15 protein-coding genes are annotated in these 15,121 nt (G+C 59.7%); 6 read left to right on the forward strand and 9 right to left on the reverse strand.

Annotated features, from left to right (window positions below; translation table 11 throughout):
- Positions 1 to 4: 4 nt before the first annotated feature.
- From nadB to ACEWMW_RS02900, 4 genes are all read right to left on the reverse strand, one after another.
- Positions 5 to 1,588, reverse strand: a complete 1,584-nt coding sequence (gene nadB / locus ACEWMW_RS02885) for an L-aspartate oxidase (RefSeq protein ID WP_409412384.1) — start codon at positions 1,586 to 1,588, stop codon at positions 5 to 7.
- Between the two features lie 377 nt (positions 1,589 to 1,965).
- Positions 1,966 to 2,703 carry a class I SAM-dependent methyltransferase gene (locus tag ACEWMW_RS02890; RefSeq protein ID WP_409412385.1) on the reverse strand — a complete coding sequence of 246 codons (738 nt, stop codon included), beginning with the start codon at positions 2,701 to 2,703 and terminating at the stop codon, positions 1,966 to 1,968.
- Complete coding sequence (locus ACEWMW_RS02895) at positions 2,700 to 3,281, reverse strand: nucleotidyltransferase family protein (RefSeq protein ID WP_409412386.1); 582 nt, start codon at positions 3,279 to 3,281, stop codon at positions 2,700 to 2,702. The genes ACEWMW_RS02890 and ACEWMW_RS02895 overlap by 4 nt, the downstream gene beginning before the upstream one ends.
- Positions 3,278 to 4,228 carry an ABC transporter ATP-binding protein gene (locus tag ACEWMW_RS02900; protein ID WP_409412387.1) on the reverse strand — a complete coding sequence of 317 codons (951 nt, stop codon included), beginning with the start codon at positions 4,226 to 4,228 and terminating at the stop codon, positions 3,278 to 3,280. Before ACEWMW_RS02900 ends, ACEWMW_RS02895 begins: the two co-directional genes overlap by 4 nt.
- 135 nt (positions 4,229 to 4,363) lie before the next feature.
- Here ACEWMW_RS02900 and ACEWMW_RS02905 point away from each other — a divergent pair, with 135 nt between their 5' ends.
- From ACEWMW_RS02905 to ACEWMW_RS02925, 5 genes are all read left to right on the forward strand, one after another.
- Complete coding sequence (locus tag ACEWMW_RS02905; RefSeq protein WP_409412388.1) at positions 4,364 to 4,948, forward strand: DUF4402 domain-containing protein; 585 nt, start codon at positions 4,364 to 4,366, stop codon at positions 4,946 to 4,948.
- A gap of 50 nt (positions 4,949 to 4,998) precedes the next feature.
- Positions 4,999 to 5,247, forward strand: a complete 249-nt coding sequence (locus ACEWMW_RS02910; RefSeq protein WP_409412389.1) for a zinc-finger domain-containing protein — start codon at positions 4,999 to 5,001, stop codon at positions 5,245 to 5,247.
- 109 nt (positions 5,248 to 5,356) lie between these two features.
- Positions 5,357 to 5,926, forward strand: coding sequence for a DUF4402 domain-containing protein (locus ACEWMW_RS02915; protein WP_409412390.1), 570 nt, complete (start codon positions 5,357 to 5,359; stop codon positions 5,924 to 5,926).
- Between the two features lie 55 nt (positions 5,927 to 5,981).
- A complete protein-coding gene (tldD, locus tag ACEWMW_RS02920) occupies positions 5,982 to 7,406 on the forward strand; it encodes a metalloprotease TldD (RefSeq protein WP_409412391.1) in 1,425 nt (474 codons plus the stop codon).
- Between the two features lie 175 nt (positions 7,407 to 7,581).
- Entirely contained in the window at positions 7,582 to 8,001 is a 420-nt protein-coding gene (locus tag ACEWMW_RS02925; protein WP_409412392.1) for a hypothetical protein, read from the forward strand.
- Position 8,002: 1 nt separating this feature from the next.
- Here ACEWMW_RS02925 and ACEWMW_RS02930 read toward each other — a convergent pair whose 3' ends face one another.
- The 5 genes from ACEWMW_RS02930 to ACEWMW_RS02950 form a co-directional block, all read right to left on the reverse strand.
- A complete protein-coding gene (locus tag ACEWMW_RS02930) occupies positions 8,003 to 9,196 on the reverse strand; it encodes an Nramp family divalent metal transporter (RefSeq protein ID WP_409412393.1) in 1,194 nt (397 codons plus the stop codon).
- Entirely contained in the window at positions 9,193 to 9,846 is a 654-nt protein-coding gene (locus ACEWMW_RS02935; RefSeq protein ID WP_409412394.1) for an endonuclease III domain-containing protein, read from the reverse strand. The genes ACEWMW_RS02930 and ACEWMW_RS02935 overlap by 4 nt, the downstream gene beginning before the upstream one ends.
- Positions 9,843 to 10,559 carry an endonuclease III domain-containing protein gene (locus ACEWMW_RS02940; protein ID WP_409412395.1) on the reverse strand — a complete coding sequence of 239 codons (717 nt, stop codon included), beginning with the start codon at positions 10,557 to 10,559 and terminating at the stop codon, positions 9,843 to 9,845. The genes ACEWMW_RS02935 and ACEWMW_RS02940 overlap by 4 nt, the downstream gene beginning before the upstream one ends.
- 56 nt (positions 10,560 to 10,615) lie before the next feature.
- Positions 10,616 to 11,065, reverse strand: a complete 450-nt coding sequence (locus ACEWMW_RS02945; RefSeq protein WP_409412396.1) for a CHRD domain-containing protein — start codon at positions 11,063 to 11,065, stop codon at positions 10,616 to 10,618.
- A gap of 80 nt (positions 11,066 to 11,145) precedes the next feature.
- A complete protein-coding gene (locus tag ACEWMW_RS02950) occupies positions 11,146 to 13,677 on the reverse strand; it encodes a M1 family metallopeptidase (RefSeq protein WP_409412397.1) in 2,532 nt (843 codons plus the stop codon).
- A gap of 176 nt (positions 13,678 to 13,853) precedes the next feature.
- Here ACEWMW_RS02950 and ACEWMW_RS02955 point away from each other — a divergent pair, with 176 nt between their 5' ends.
- Complete coding sequence (locus ACEWMW_RS02955) at positions 13,854 to 15,104, forward strand: cytochrome P450 (protein ID WP_409412398.1); 1,251 nt, start codon at positions 13,854 to 13,856, stop codon at positions 15,102 to 15,104.
- Positions 15,105 to 15,121 lie beyond the last annotated feature (17 nt).

The following is a 15,121-nucleotide window of genomic DNA, read 5'->3' on the forward strand; positions in this document are numbered from 1 at the left end:
GCGTTTACGGAACCAGCACCGTATCGCGCGCGGCCGGGTCGGTCTCGGGATAATCCAGGATATAATGCAAGCCGCGGCTTTCCTTGCGCTCCAGCGCCGATCGCACGATCAACTCGGCTGCCTGCAGCAGGTTGCGCAGCTCGATCAGATCGGTGGTGACGACAAAGCTGCCGTAGTAATCCTCGACCTCTTCCTGAAGCATTCGGATGCGAGTGGCAGCACGCTCGAGCCGCTTGGTCGTCCGTACGATGCCGACATAATTCCACATGAAGCGCCGGATCTCGGTCCAATTCTGCTTGATCACAACCTGCTCGTCGGAATCGGACACGCGGCTCTCGTCCCAATCCTTGATCGGCGGCGGTTCGTCGAGATCGTCCCAGCAGGCGAGGATGTCCTTTGCAGCGGCTTCCCCGAAAACAAAACATTCAAGCAAAGAGTTCGATGCCAGACGGTTCGCGCCATGTAGCCCGCTCTCGGTGCATTCGCCCGCGGCCCAAAGGCCCGGCAGGTCGGTGCGCGCATCGAGACTGACCTTCACTCCGCCGCAGGTATAATGCTGCGCGGGAACGACCGGAATCGGGTCGGTGGTCATGTCGATTCCGAGGCCGGCCAGCTTCTCGTGGATCGTCGGGAAATGTTCTTTCACGAATTCGGGCGGCTGATGGCTGATGTCGAGATGCACATAGTCGAGACCATCGCGCTTGATCTGGTCATCATTGGCGCGCGCCACGATATCGCGCGGTGCCAGTTCCATCCGCACGGGATCGTAATCGACCATGTAGCGGTGGCCGGTTTCGGGATGCAGCAAATGGCCGCCTTCGCCGCGCACTGCCTCGGTAATGAGGAAGTTCTTGACCTCGAGATTGTAGAGGCAAGTCGGGTGGAACTGCATCATCTCCATGTTGGAAACGCGGCATCCGGCACGCCAGGCCATGGCGATCCCGTCTCCCGTCGCACCGCGCGGTGCAGTGGAGAAGAGGTAGACGCGGCCCGCGCCGCCCGCCGCAAGGACAGTCGCGCGCGCGACATGTTTCTCGACCTTGCCGGTGGCCTCGTCGAGAGCATAAGCGCCCCATATGCGGCCTTCGCCCGAGTAGCGCTCGCCGTGCCTGCCGGTGATGAGGTCGATGCAGCTGCGCCCCGGCAGCATGGTGATATTGGGATGCGCCTCGGCGGCTTTGAGCAGCGCTTCCTGCACCGCCCATCCGGTTGCATCGTCGACGTGCACGATCCGGCGGTGACTGTGCCCGCCTTCGCGTGTGAGATGGAGATCGCCGCTTTCGCGGTTGAACGGCACACCCAGCTCGCACAGCCGGTCGATACTTTGCGGCGCGCGTTCGATCACGAATTCGACTGTCTCGAGATCGTTGAGGCCCGCGCCTGCCACCATGGTGTCGCGGATATGATTTTCGAAGGTGTCGCCCGCGTCGAGCACTGCAGCGATTCCGCCCTGCGCCCACGCCGTAGAGCCGCCTGTAAGCGAACCCTTGGCCAGCACCAGCACCTGACGCTCTTCTGCCAGCGCCAGTGCCGCCGTGAGTCCGGCTGCACCCGATCCGATTACAAGAACATCATGAGCCTTGGTCATGCACGACTCATGGCGGCTCGCGGCATTCTGCGCAAGCGCGATGAAAAACCTTGGAATTGCAAACCATTACAGAGTTGTAATGAGCCAGATCGCCGATTCCGTAGTACCTCCCGGAACGGAGCTAGGAGGTCGCACCAATGCTCAAGGACCGGCTGCGTTGTTGGGTGAACCTTCACCAGCCGGTCCGCAATCGTGTGCGTACCGATGGTCCGATCTTTCGCGGTCAATGCAAAACCTGCCAGAGCATGATCTACCGCGAAGCCCCGGGCCGCTGGCGTGAGGACCGATTGGTCGGCAGCGGCGGCCTCCCTCGCCGCATCCCCCCCGCCTAAACTCACGCCAGTGGCCCGACAAGGGGCCCAGACCTGGTTCTTGTCTTAGTCGAATTCGGCGATCACCAGCCGGTAGCCCATGTCGGCGTTCTCCTGCGCGAGGAGGTGGCCATAGCGCTCCTCCCAGGCTCCGCTAGCAAGGTCCGCTTCGAGCCTTGCTGCCCCTTCGTCCAGCCCATCGATGCGCCAGAAGGACGAGCTGCCCTTGCGGATACGTTCGTCGAGATAGGCACTCGGCCTGCGCCAATAGGCATAGAGGAATCCGTCGCTGCAATCATGCGGGATGGCGACCTCCTCGATCCGCACTGGTCCGAGATGCTGCTCGTAGAAACGGAGCAGTGGCATTTGCTCATCATCAAGCGTCGCTAGTTGGGGCCAATAGTACAGTTGCCAGGCATCGCGAAAAGCCGGGTCGAATGTGAGTAGTACGGCGCGCTTGCGCGCAACGCGGCGCATTTCTGCAAGGCCCCTGGCCTGGTCGCTCCAGTGATGAATCGTCAGGATCGCGAGGGCGGCATCGAATGAACCATCCTCGAACGGCAGGCTTTCTGCCGAGCCTTGCACCGCACGTGCAGCACCTGCGGGACGTTGGGCGATCATCTCTGCCGAGGGTTCGATAGCAACTACGTCGCGGTCGATCGGCTCGTATGAGCCTGCCCCCGCACCGATATTTAGGACGCTCTGCGCGTCATCCAGCGCCGCATGAATCTGTTCAGCAATGCGCGGATCAGGCTTGCGCAGCTGGGCGTAATCGACCCCGATGGCATCGTAGAGAGTATTCATGGCAGGCTTGCCTCATCGCCATCCGGATCGACAATCGTGAGCCATGGCCAACGCGACTGATAGCTTCGCGCCTTGGCGCGGAACAAATCTGGACGAGGATTTATCGGGTTCATCCGTAAGGTTCCGGACTCGATTTCCGCAAAGCCAAATGGCGCATATACCTCTTCGCTGCCAACTTCGATTCCAATACAGGTACAAACGACCAGATAGCGCTGGATGCCGTCGCGGGCTGAGATCAATTGCGGATAGCCCGGACCGAACTTTTCTTCGTACCACAGATGCACGCGAGCCTGGTTCTTCACATCGACCTTGATTTCCAAGTCGATCGTCGCATGACGGACCGCCTCCTCCACCGCCGCTTCCGATTTCACAGACAGATCGTCCTTGTCGAAATAGAAAACATCGTAGTCCTTGATCCCGGCACCGGGATCGCGGCCTGAAAGGCCGTTCCAAACTGGCTGGAAAAGGCACCCAGCAACAAGAAAACAATCGGGAAGCGCGATAGCAGCCAACCGATCCAGCAGCGGTCGATTTACTGGATTGCGGTGAGCGAGTTGAATGAATTCAGATTCGGTCATCCCGTTCCAGTAAGCTGGACGAACACATCCTCCAGATCGGCTTCGCGTGTGGTAACGTCATCGATGATGAAGCCCTGCTGCTGCATAAGCGCCAGGACCTGCCCCGCGCTCATCGTATCTTTGTTGTAAGTGATCTCTGCGGTGCGCTCGTCGAGCTTCTCGCTCTTGACAAAGGCTTCATGCGCGGGCGCTTCAGCAAGATCGCGATCAACCGTTACGCGGACGATCTTCTCCCGTGCCATTTCCACCAGCTCGCGCGTCGGCTTGTTGGCAATAAGCTTGCCTTGGTCGATGATGGCGATGCGGTCACACAGCTGCTCCGCTTCTTCGAGATAATGCGTGGTGAGCACCACGGTGACCCCGTCTTCATGCAATTGCGTCACAAGCTCCCAGAGTTGACGTCGCAGGTCGACATCGACGCCCGCAGTCGGCTCGTCAAGCACCAGTATCGGCGGAGAGTGGACCATCGCCTTTGCCACCAGCAATCGCCGCTTCATCCCGCCAGAGAGTGTGCGCGCATAGGCATCGCGCTTATCCGCCAGCCGGACCGCATCGAGCAGCTCTTTCGATCGCCGCAAACGCTTAGCTATGCCGTAGAAGCCAGCCTGATTTTCCAGCACTTCGAAAGGCGTAAAGAAGGGATCGAAGACGATTTCCTGCGGGACAATCCCGATCGAGCGCTTGGCGTTACGCGGGCTAGCATCGATGTCGAAACCCCAGATTTCGGCGCTGCCGGCGGTTTTGTTGACCAGGCCGGCGAGGATATTGATCAGCGTGGACTTGCCCGCTCCATTGGGGCCAAGCAGTCCGAATATCTGCCCTTGCGGCACATCGAAGCTGACCCCCTTGAGCGCGAGCGTGCCTTCAGTGCCGTCCTGCGCAGCGTAGCGTTTCTGCAAGTCGCGAATAGCAATGGCGGGAGGCGCGGTTTGGGCCGAGTCAGTCATGACTGCTCCTTTGGGAGCGACATCGACTACAGTAAAGAGGCAACCGGCACGCCCTGCGAATTATGATTAGTTACCCCGCCGTTAACCATGAACTTTGCGGCTTTCTTTGTAGCACAATGCTTAACAGGGTTCGCAATGAGATCAGAATTCGCCACTTCTCGCCGCGGGCGGCTTACCTTGCGTGCTTTCGCAAGCATCTGGTTTTGCGCGTTTTTCGCTGCGCTATTGCCCAATCCAGCCTTTGCGCAGTCACAGCGTTCGGTCGATGTGCGGCTGGCGATCTTCGGCGAGCTGACGATTACCAAAGTCGCCGACATGGATTTTGGCAATCTCGTCGAAACCGGGGGCGGGACAGTTGTGATGACCGCCACTTCGTCGCCCAGCTGCAGCGTAACCGGAAGCGTGCTGCATTCCGGTGCCTGCCAGCCTGCCGAATTTGGCGGCAAGGGGGAAACCGGGCGTATCGTACGGATCAAGAAACCTCCGAGCAGCAAGATCACTTTGACTGGCCCTGGTGCCGACATGGAGATCGTCGACCTGATTATCGACGGCAGCCCGGCGCTTTCGCTGATCCAGCAGACGTCGGGCTACAGCCGTTTCCGGATCGACGATCCGACGGGTATCTTCGACTTCAGGCTCGGGGGTACGCTTAATGTCGGTGCTACGCAGACGCCCGGAGTCTATACCGGCACTTTCGAAGTCACGATCCAATATAACTGACCGGGCAATGTGATTGACGGTCGTGCCGCGCGGGATTATCGGCTGCGCATATGAGTTTGCCCCCTCCCGAGACGACTTTGGTCGATTCCCCCCGCGTCAGTTGTGACGGTTCCGGCGATATCCGGGGCGGAGATCGTTTTCGCCCCTCTGCGCTGGGCCATCCGCGGGTATTCCTCGAGATCGACGAGCACGGCTATGTCGATTGCGGTTACTGTGACCGCCGCTTCATCCTCAAGGGCGGACCTGCGGAGGGTGTCGACCAATCGGAGTTGCCGGACATTTCCGCAGGGGCCAGCTGACCAACATCTTGTTAGGGCACTGTTAACCTGATCCCTTGACCCTGTTCCGAAACCAATAATTGCGGGCTTTGCAGTAGTTCCCTCCTCGACCAGGAACGGGGACCACACGATGTTGGCATGGAATTTTACGAGCGAAGGCTGCTTGCGGCGCATCGCGGCTGCGCTGGCCTTGGCCGGCGCCGTGGCTACGCCTATCGCACCGGCCGCTGCCGCCGACAATACCGATGCGAGTGGACGCGCCGTGGTCACCTTGCCATCGACCCTTGTCAATCTCGAAAGCCTCGACTTCGGGCCGATCGTAACCCAGGGCACCGGCGGCGCGGTAACCATCGATCCCAATACCAACGGCATCTCGTCGGTGGGCGATGTGACAATTGTCGGTACCACAGCACACCGGGCTACTTTCCGTGCACAGGCACCGATCGGCACGGTTATGGTGATGAGCGGCGACCCTAGTGTGATCCTTACGCGCAATGGCGGGACCGAGACTATGACCGCCAATCTCGTCTATGATTCGGGCACGGGACTGATCGATACGCTGGTATTCGGATTGCCAATCGGATTGCAGGCAACCGCCAGCGACCAGTTCTTCCATGTTGGCGGAACCTTGATCGTCTCGGGCACGCAGGCTCCTGGCGATTACGAGGGCACTTTCACGCTGTCGCTCGCTTACCTTTAGACTTACTGGTCCAAAGCGGTTGTCGTTCGGCCATGCGGCTTCCTATATGGACCGCATGACATCCCCATCCCCCACCGCGCTGCTTTATGCGCAGGACAAGCTCTCCCCCGATGAAGCCCAGGCGCTGACCGAGCAACTGCTGGCAGGCTGTGACGACGGCGAGCTGTTCCTCCAGTTCAGCGCGACCGAGAGTTTCACCTTCGATGACGGCCGCTTGAAGACTGCCGATTACTCGCGCGATTCCGGATTTGGCCTGCGCGGCGTCTCGGGTGAGATGACCGGCTTCGCCCATGGCAATGAGATCAGTGCTGGCGCCATCGCTCGCGCGGGCGAGACGCTGCGACTGCTTGATCCAGCCGATGGCACTCCTGCGCCGCCCCCGCGCCGTTCAAACCGGCACCTCTATACCGATGCCAGCCCGCTCGACGCGATCGGCTTTGCCGAAAAGGTGCGCCTGCTCGAAACGATCGATGCCGCCGCACGCGCCAAGGATCCGCGCGTTGCGCAGGTCACTGTCAGCCTTTCGGGTAGCTGGAGCGTTGTCGACATTGTGCGCGCCGATGGCTTTACCGCGCAGGACATCCGTCCGCTGGTGCGGCTTAATGTCGCCATTGTTGCTGAGGAGAACGGACGGCGCGAACGCGGCGGTTTCGGTATTGGAGGGCGCTATCTCTACGACGATCTTTTCGAAGAAGCGACTTGGTCTCGAGCGATCGACACCGCACTCGGCCAGGCGATCGTCAACTTGCGCAGCGAGGCTGCTCCGGCTGGCGAGATGACAGTGCTACTTGGTCCGGGATGGCCTGGCGTGCTGCTCCACGAAGCGGTCGGCCACGGGCTCGAAGGCGATTTTAATCGCAAGGGGACCAGCGCATTTTCGGGCCGGATCGGCGAGCGGGTCGCTGCGCCGGGCGTAACAGTGGTCGATGATGGTTCGATCCACGACCGTCGCGGATCACTCAGCATCGATGACGAGGGTACGCCCACCGAAGAGACCGTGCTGATCGAGGACGGTATCCTGAAAGGATACATGCAGGACCGCCTCAATGCCCGGCTTATGGGGGTCGAACCGACCGGCAATGGGCGGCGGCAAAGCTATGCCCATGCTCCCATGCCCCGAATGACCAATACGTTCATGCGGGGCGGTGAAGATGATCCGCAGGAGCTTCTCTCGCGGATCGATAACGGAATTTTCGCAAAGAGTTTCGGCGGCGGGCAGGTAGACATTGTCTCGGGTAAGTTCACCTTCTCCTGTACCGAGGCCTACAAGGTGAAGAACGGTAAACTCGGCGCGCCGATCAAGGGCGCGACACTGATCGGCGACGGACCGACCGTACTGACTCGGGTGACCGGGATCGGCAATGACATGGCGCTCGACGAAGGAATCGGCATGTGCGGCAAAGCAGGGCAGAGTATCCCGGCTGGCGTGGGCCAACCCACATTGTTGGTCAACGGGATAACCGTCGGCGGCACTGCTTAATCGGCTCTGCCATGTAACCTCGTGTCAATTTTGCGCGAACCCGGTTGGTGAAGCAGTAATGCGCGGTTCAGCCCGTTGTGGTATCCATGTTGCGCAAATCGGCGAGAATCGCGTATCTTTCTGTCGAATGTCCGCGTCATCGCTGGCTGCTGAGTGGCCAAGAAGGAGAAGTGTGATGAAAGCTCTGATTACTGCCATCGCTGCATTGGGGTTCGCCGCATCGCCGGCTCTCGCGGGCGAAGATGCCGAGCCGGAAATGAGCAAGGGCGAGCAAAAGCTCGCGAAAATCCTTGAAGGCCGTGTCGCGGGTGAGCCGGAAAGCTGCATCACCACATTCGGTAGCGGTAACCTGCGTATCATCGATAAGACTGCGCTGGTTTATGAGCGCGGCAAGACTGTTTGGGTGAACTATACCCGCAACCCGAAATCGCTCGACGATGATGACTACATGGTAATCCGCAAATATGGGAGCGGAAGCCAGCTATGTAGGCTCGACAATGTCACGACGCGCGACCGCGGCGGGAACTTCTTCTCCGGCGTCATTTTCCTTGAAGATTTCGTACCCTATCGGAAAGTCGAAGAGGCCGAAGGCTGAACTAACCTATTAGGGCGGCCGAAACGCGCCATAGCGCGAAGCCACCCAGGCCGCTCGCAACCAATGTGACAATTCCCGCGGCGAGATTGCCTAGCGGACCGTTGGCCTTGTCGCCCATCAGGAGGCGATCATTCACCGCTGCCAGCAGGAACATCGCGATCAACGGTAGCAGAAGCCCATTGAACGCCTGCGCCAGGATGATGGCTGCTGCAGGCCGGACATCCGCCAGTCCGAAACCCAATCCGATTGCAAGCACGGACAGCCACACCAGCCGGAAGCGCGTAGAGGTGACTGTCCAGCGCGGGTCGTTAGCGGCTCCGAATAGACCGCGCGCGGTCAAAGCTGCGGCCAAAGGCGCGGTCACGGCCGAAGAAAGTCCCGCAGCGAACAGGCCGAGCGCCAGCAGATAGCGTGCCCACTCGCCCAATTCGCTTGCAAGCAATTGAGCCAGCGCCTCAAAAGAGAATTCATCGGCAAGAGCGCTGCCCACCACGACAATTGCTGCTGTAATGATCCCGCCGAACCCGATGGCGACGACAAGCCCGAGCCGTGTCAGCGACAGGTCCTCACCTTGCGCAAGGCTTGAGCCAAGGAACAGGTTGTAAGGAACGACAGTCGTCCCGATCAGGGCGATAATGATGAGACCCGAGCCCTCGGGGAAAGCAGGGATGGCAAGGCCGCGAGCCAATCCGGTGAGCGAAGGCGCCAGCGTAAGAGCGACAAGCAGGAAGCCCGCCCCCATTATCGCGACCAGCACTGCCATCGCCTGCGCGATCCGCCTCGGCGATCCAAGCGCCAGCAATGCTGCCGCCATGCCCCCAATTGCCAGCGTCACAGCCTCACGCGGCACATCGATCGCCAACAAGGCACCTGCAGCACCGCCCAATATATTGCCAGCCTCATAAGCCGCGCATCCAAGCAGAATTGCTCCGGGTACGAGCGCCATGACCAGAAGCTTGCCAATCCCAGCCGGATATCTTCGCCGCAATGTGGCCGCGAGATCATGGCCGGTTGCGATGCTCATGCGGGCCGCGGCCTCTTGCAGCACATAGGTGGCTAAGACGGAGAACAGCACTGCCCAAAGCAGCGTGAGGCCGAAGCCTGCGCCTGCGCTGGCTGCGGTGGTGACGGTTCCGGGGCCGATGAAAGCGGCGGCAATGGCCGACCAAAGAATAATGGAACCGAGGCGTTTCATTGCCTGTCCTTTTGTTTCGCATTGTACTCGCAGAGATCCGCGAGGGGGCAACCATCGCAGCGCGGAGACCGGCTGAGGCAGATGCGCTTCCCGAATTGTATGAGCCAGAAATGCCCGTCTCTTCGGGCCCATTGGGGTACACGATCTTCCAGCTGCGCCGCCGTCCGATCCGCAGTCTTTGCCTCTGTCAGTCCGATCCGGTTGCACACACGATGGACATGCGTATCGACTGCAATCACATCCTTGCCGAAAGTAAAGCTCATCACGATATCGGCGCACTTGCGCCCGATACCCGGCAGGCTCATCAGCCCGTCGCGTGTGTCAGGCACTATCCCGCCATGCTCCGCTATGAGGGCTTGGCAGAAGCGCCGAATTGATCGCGTCTTGTTGTTGTACAGTCCGCATGGTCTTATCGCGGCTACTATCTGCCGATCGTCGAGCTCCAACATCGCATCCGGCGTTGAGGCCAAGGCAAATAATGCCCGGCTCGCCTTGGCGGTATTCCGGTCTAGCGACTGCGCTGATAACATGCAGGAGATGCATGAGCGGAAAGCGTCGGGTTGGCCCTTGGGCCCTTTGGCATCAGCGGTACGGCCCGGCATTGCCCGAGCCAGTCTTCGAAAAGCCTCTTCGACTTTTTCGCCGCTCAACAATGCTCTTGCCCCGTTTTGCACAGCGCTTGCGCAGGACATTCGGCGCAATCCATGTGGCTTGGTCGGCAATAGGACTGCCCCAGCTTTTTCATCAGCAGATGGTGTTCGTCAAATTCGGCGGCGCTCCATTCGGGCGGCATTGCCGGCATGATGGCTGCAAAGGCACGGTCCGTATTGGCCTTGGCAGGCACCAGCCCCATGCGCTGGAGAATCCGCGTGTGATGGCCATCGAGCACGATGGCGCGGCGATCAAGCGTGGATGCATTCATCACTCCGGCGGCGATCTTGCGGCCGACGCCGGGTAGCTGCTCGAGCCAGCGCATCGCTTTCAGCGTATCCATATTGGAGAGGTGCGAGAGATCGACCGATCCGCGTCGTGCGACGAGCGCGGTCAGGCACGCCTTGAGCCTTTCTCCCGCCATATTGGGATAAGTCTGGGTAGAAAGCTCGCCTTGCAATTGCTCAAGCGGTGCCCGCGCCGCCGCCTCCCAACTGCCGTATCGTTTCAGCAGGCGGTCTGTTGATGCGTTGGAAATCTCCGACTTGGTGCGCGCACCAATCACGCCTTGGACAAGCACCCATTCGGGCTTGCGCCATGCGGCTGCTGCGCGCTCGATCCGGCCATAGCGCTGAATCAGGAGCGGCTGCAGCCGGCGCAGGACGTCGGTACGATGATCCGACCCGAGAGGTAGCTCCAGCGACATACTCATCGTTAGAGCTACCTCAATTCAGCAAATCAACTCCCGCAGGACTCTGTCCGGTGCGGCTATTTGGAAAGCTGTCCGCGGATGGCCCCGGCAGGATACTCCGCGGTGTGCACATTGACGTAAAAGTTCTCGGGGTTGCCCTCTATCCGGTCCTGCGTCCATTCTGAGCCATCGGTGCAACCTTTCCAGCCGCCTTCGTTGGCTTCGCGCAATGTGAATACCGGTGGGCCATTCGTACCTGCTGCGCCAATGTGGATATGGGCTGCGGCAATTGGCCCGATGTTCGAGATGTTGTTCAAGTCCCAGCAGACTTGGTTGAACGAATCCGAGATGGTGATTTCCGCTTCACCGGCTCCGTCGGAATCACCGCCGCCAACTTCCTGAGCGCCTGTTAGCGTAGCGCGATAGGTGTCAGCAGCGCTTTCGGCGACCCTCTCTTCGATCGTCGCGCACCCGGCCAAGGCGATGGCCGCGGATGAAGCGAGAATTGTCGTGTGTAGCTTGAGCATTGGGATTCTCCTGTTCGGGTGGAACACCGCGTGTCCCTTAAACAGAAGAACGGCCACCTAGGTCGGAAGGTTCCTTTGCATCACTCCGCGCGTAGCCGCGATGCACGGAATACAGGATCGGCAGCTTGAAGAATCTTCATGCGAAGCTGCGGATTGTAATCCGGTCGTTCAGCAAGGAATTGCCGCACTGTCGCCGCCACTTCGGGAACGGTGTGGTTGCGCAGCGTCGCGCCTACCCAGCCTGCCGGGAAGAAGATATCGCCTGTCTCGCGAATCTCCTCCAGCCATTCGAGGCTTTGCTGCACGTAGCGCTGCGAATGATCGTTCCGCAGCGGATGATGAAGATAGCTGAGAGCGCTGAGCACCCAGCTCTCGGTTGCGCGATTCTCGGCATCGGCCAGACTGGCAAAGAAGGCATCTCGCACAGCCGTATCGGGTGACAACGCAGGCCGCAGGAAAGCGAAGCGGCGCTGCTCGTCAGGGTTCTCGATATTGTTTGCCTGGGCCGAGAGAATAGCCTCCGATTTTCCCGGCTGCTTGAGCGCCAGCGTGGCGGCAAGGCCTGTCAATTCTCGCTCCGACAGGGTGATGCCTTCCGGCTTCTCCTCCCCCGACCATATCGCCTGCAACCGCTGGAGCGCGGCAGGGGTCAGTGCGAAGCCCTGCAGCGAGCCGAGCACCAGCTTTCGTGTACTGACCGGCGCGGTTCCCGCATCGATCAGCGCAAACATCGCTGTTTCGATCTTGGGTGCGCGGCTCGCCTGTTCCTCGTCAGACAGCAATCTCCAGTAAATGGCGCTCATCTGTCCGAGCATTTCGGCAAGCAGCTGCTCATTGGTCTCTGCCAATGCCCGTTCGAAGAGGAAGTCGTAGTGGCTTACGGGCGATACGCCGGGGTGGCCTTCGAGCATCTGCTCATAGAGATTGACCAGCTGCGCACCCTTCTGGAGATCGCTCAGGCTATCCCACATCCGCGAGATGAGGTCCGGCTCGACGGGAAATAATCCGTAGCCCTTGCCATCGGCATTGAAGAGCATGGGCGCAGTGAAAGGCCGCGAATCATGCGAAATCTCGCCGGTGTGGCTTAGCCCGGGTTTTACGGCGAATTTCTGCGGCCAGTTCCGGCCTTCACCCGCCGGATCGATTTGCTCGAAACCCCCATTCTCGAGCCGGACGAAATGCGGTCGCCCGGGCGTATTGACCCACACTTCGCTCCACGCCTTGAGATCCTCCTCGCTGCGTTTGTCGAAAATCGCGACCAGCTCCGGCCAGGTCGCATTACCGCCGGAATAGGTGGAGAGGTATTCGCGCATTCCCTCGCGGAATGCCTCCTCGCCCAAGATCAGCTCAAGCTGCCGCATCATGATCGGCGCCTTATCGTAGATGATCGCACCGTAGAGCGATCCCGCCTGGTCCAGATTGGCGAGCGGCTGGCGGATCGCATTGGCACCTTCGGTGCGGTCAACGGCATAGGCCGAAGGATAGTGATCGAGCAGGAAAGTCAGCTCGTGATCGACCTCGGGAAAGCGCGGATTTACGATCTTGCCCGCCATGAAGTTGGCGAAGACTTCCTTGGTCCAGACATCGTCGAACCAGCGCATCGTCACATCGTCACCGAACCACATATGCGCTGTCTCATGCGCAATCAGGCTGGCCCGGCCAAGTAATTGCGGCTGCGAAGGATCCTCATCGAGGAAAAGCGATTGAGCGCGGTACTGGATCGCGCCGGGGTGTTCCATCCCGCCATACTGGAACGAGGGGATGGTGACGAAATCGAACTTGGCGAAGGGATAGGCAATACCCGAATATTCTTCCATCCATGCCAGTGCTTCGCCGTGCAGATCGAAGATCTCGTCGATATTACGATCGATCTTTGCCTGGTCGGTCTCACGGTGGAGGAGCGTCATTTTCCGCCCGCCGACTGTGCGCGTCACCGACTGGAATTCGCCCGTCACGAATGAGAACAGGTAGCTTGCGAGAGGTTCGCTTTGCGCGAAACGCAACGTCTTGCGACCTTCCGCGGCAGTCTCTTCCACCAACGGCGCATTGGCCTGAGCCTCCCACTCGGCCGGGATATCCAGGGTCAGGCGATAGCGCGCCTTGAGGTCCGGTTGGTCGAAAACTGGGAACGCGGTGCGCGCCCGATCGGGCACGAACAGCGTGTAGAGAAATTCCGGATTGCGATTGAGCGATGTGTCGCCGGCTGTGAAGGAGATTGCGACTTCGTTGCGACCCGCCACCAGCATGTTCGAGGGAAGGATGAGGTGCTCTGCCTCATGCCTTATCGGAACTTCTGTGCCGTTGACTATGAGAGAATTGAGCTTGTCGCTGCTCTCGCGGAAATCAAGCTGGACGTCGTTGTCTACCTGCTTGAAATCGAAACCGACCACCGCGCGCGCTGGGATCGGCTGCGATGCATCCGCAGGAATCGAAAACGCAAGATCATAGGTCACGTCGCTTATGTGTTCGGCGCGCCACTCTGCCAGTACTAGCGAGACACCGGACTCAATCGCCGGAGCTGGCGCAACCTGCGATGCGATCGGCGGCGCGCTCTCAACCGCCGGGATCGCGCAGGCACTTGGCAACAGGAGTAGCGGCAAAACCCATTTCATTCTCGCTCTCCAATCGCGTTCTGGTTCCCGCACTGCCTATCCGCTTTGCCTGCCAATGATCAACCGATCCACTTCGCCAATCAACGCAATCGAGCTCCGCTTCATGTCATGCCCTTGTTGCCGCCTTATTCATGGGGCAGGATGCTCACAGAGAGGCGAAACTGGGAGAGATAGGCATGGCGACAGCGGCGGTGGACCGGGTGAAAGAGGCAGAGATCGATCCGATCGATGTCACCAGAGCGGAACTATACACGGAGGATCGCTGGCAGGAGCCGTTCCGGCAACTGCGCAAGCAAGCGCCTATCCAATGGGTGCCGGAGTCGAAATATGGCGCCTTCTGGTCGGTTTCGACGCACAAACAGATTCTGCAGATCGAGGCGCTGCCCAAACTGTTTTCTTCAAGCTGGGAGTATGGCGGCATCACGCTGGCTGCGGAAGCCGACACAATTCTCCCGGACGAAATCCGCACGCCAATGTTTATTGCAATGGACCCGCCCGATCACACCGCCCAGCGCCGTACGGTTGCACCCAGTTTCGGCCCGAGCGAAGTCGCCGCAATGAAAGAAGAGTGCCGGCAGCGCACTGGTGAAGTGCTCGATTCGCTTCCAATCAGTGAGACATTTGACTGGGTCCGCAAGGTCTCGATCGAGCTCACTACCGGTCAGCTCGCCAAAATATTCGATTACCCGTGGGACGATCGCGAGGATCTGACCCTGTGGTCAGATTTTGGCGGCGATATCACAATGTTTCGAGAGCCCGGCGGGCTCGCCATGCGCAATGAGAAAATGAACGAAATGGGCGCGGCCTTTGCTGCATTATGGCAGGAAAGGTTGGCCAACCCGGGCAACGACCTCATCAGCGTGATGATCAAATCCGATGCGATGAACCACATGAGCGAAGAGGAATTCATCGGAAACCTCATCCTGCTGATTGTCGGCGGCAACGATACCACACGCAATTCGATGTCCGGCTATGCCTTCGGCCTCAGCCAATTCCCTGAAGAGCAGGCCAAGCTGGAAGCCAACCCCGAATGGATCCCCAATGCGGTCCAAGAGATCATTCGATGGCAGACTCCGCTCGCGCATATGCGCCGGATGGTCATGGAGGATACCGATATGTTTGGGCCCGCGATGAAGAAGGGTGACCGCGTCGCCTTGTGGTATATTTCGGCCAATCGCGACGAAGAAGTGTTTGACGATCCCGACGCGATCCGCGTCGATCGCGATAATGCGCGCCGCCACCTGGCCTTTGGTTATGGTATCCACCGCTGTGTTGGCGCCCGCGTAGCCGAAATGCAGCTTATCACCCTGTTCGAAGAAATGGCCAAGCGCCGTTTGCGGGTGAACGTTGTTGGCGACCCCGAGCGTGTTCCGGCATGCTTCGTTCATGGCTTCAAGAAGCTGCCGGTCGAACTTTCACGCTATTGATTGTCAGACAAAGCCCA

The sequence above is a fragment of the Litorerythrobacter xanthomarinus genome, assembly GCF_046254955.1.
In the GTDB taxonomy this organism is placed as follows: domain Bacteria; phylum Pseudomonadota; class Alphaproteobacteria; order Sphingomonadales; family Sphingomonadaceae; genus Qipengyuania_C.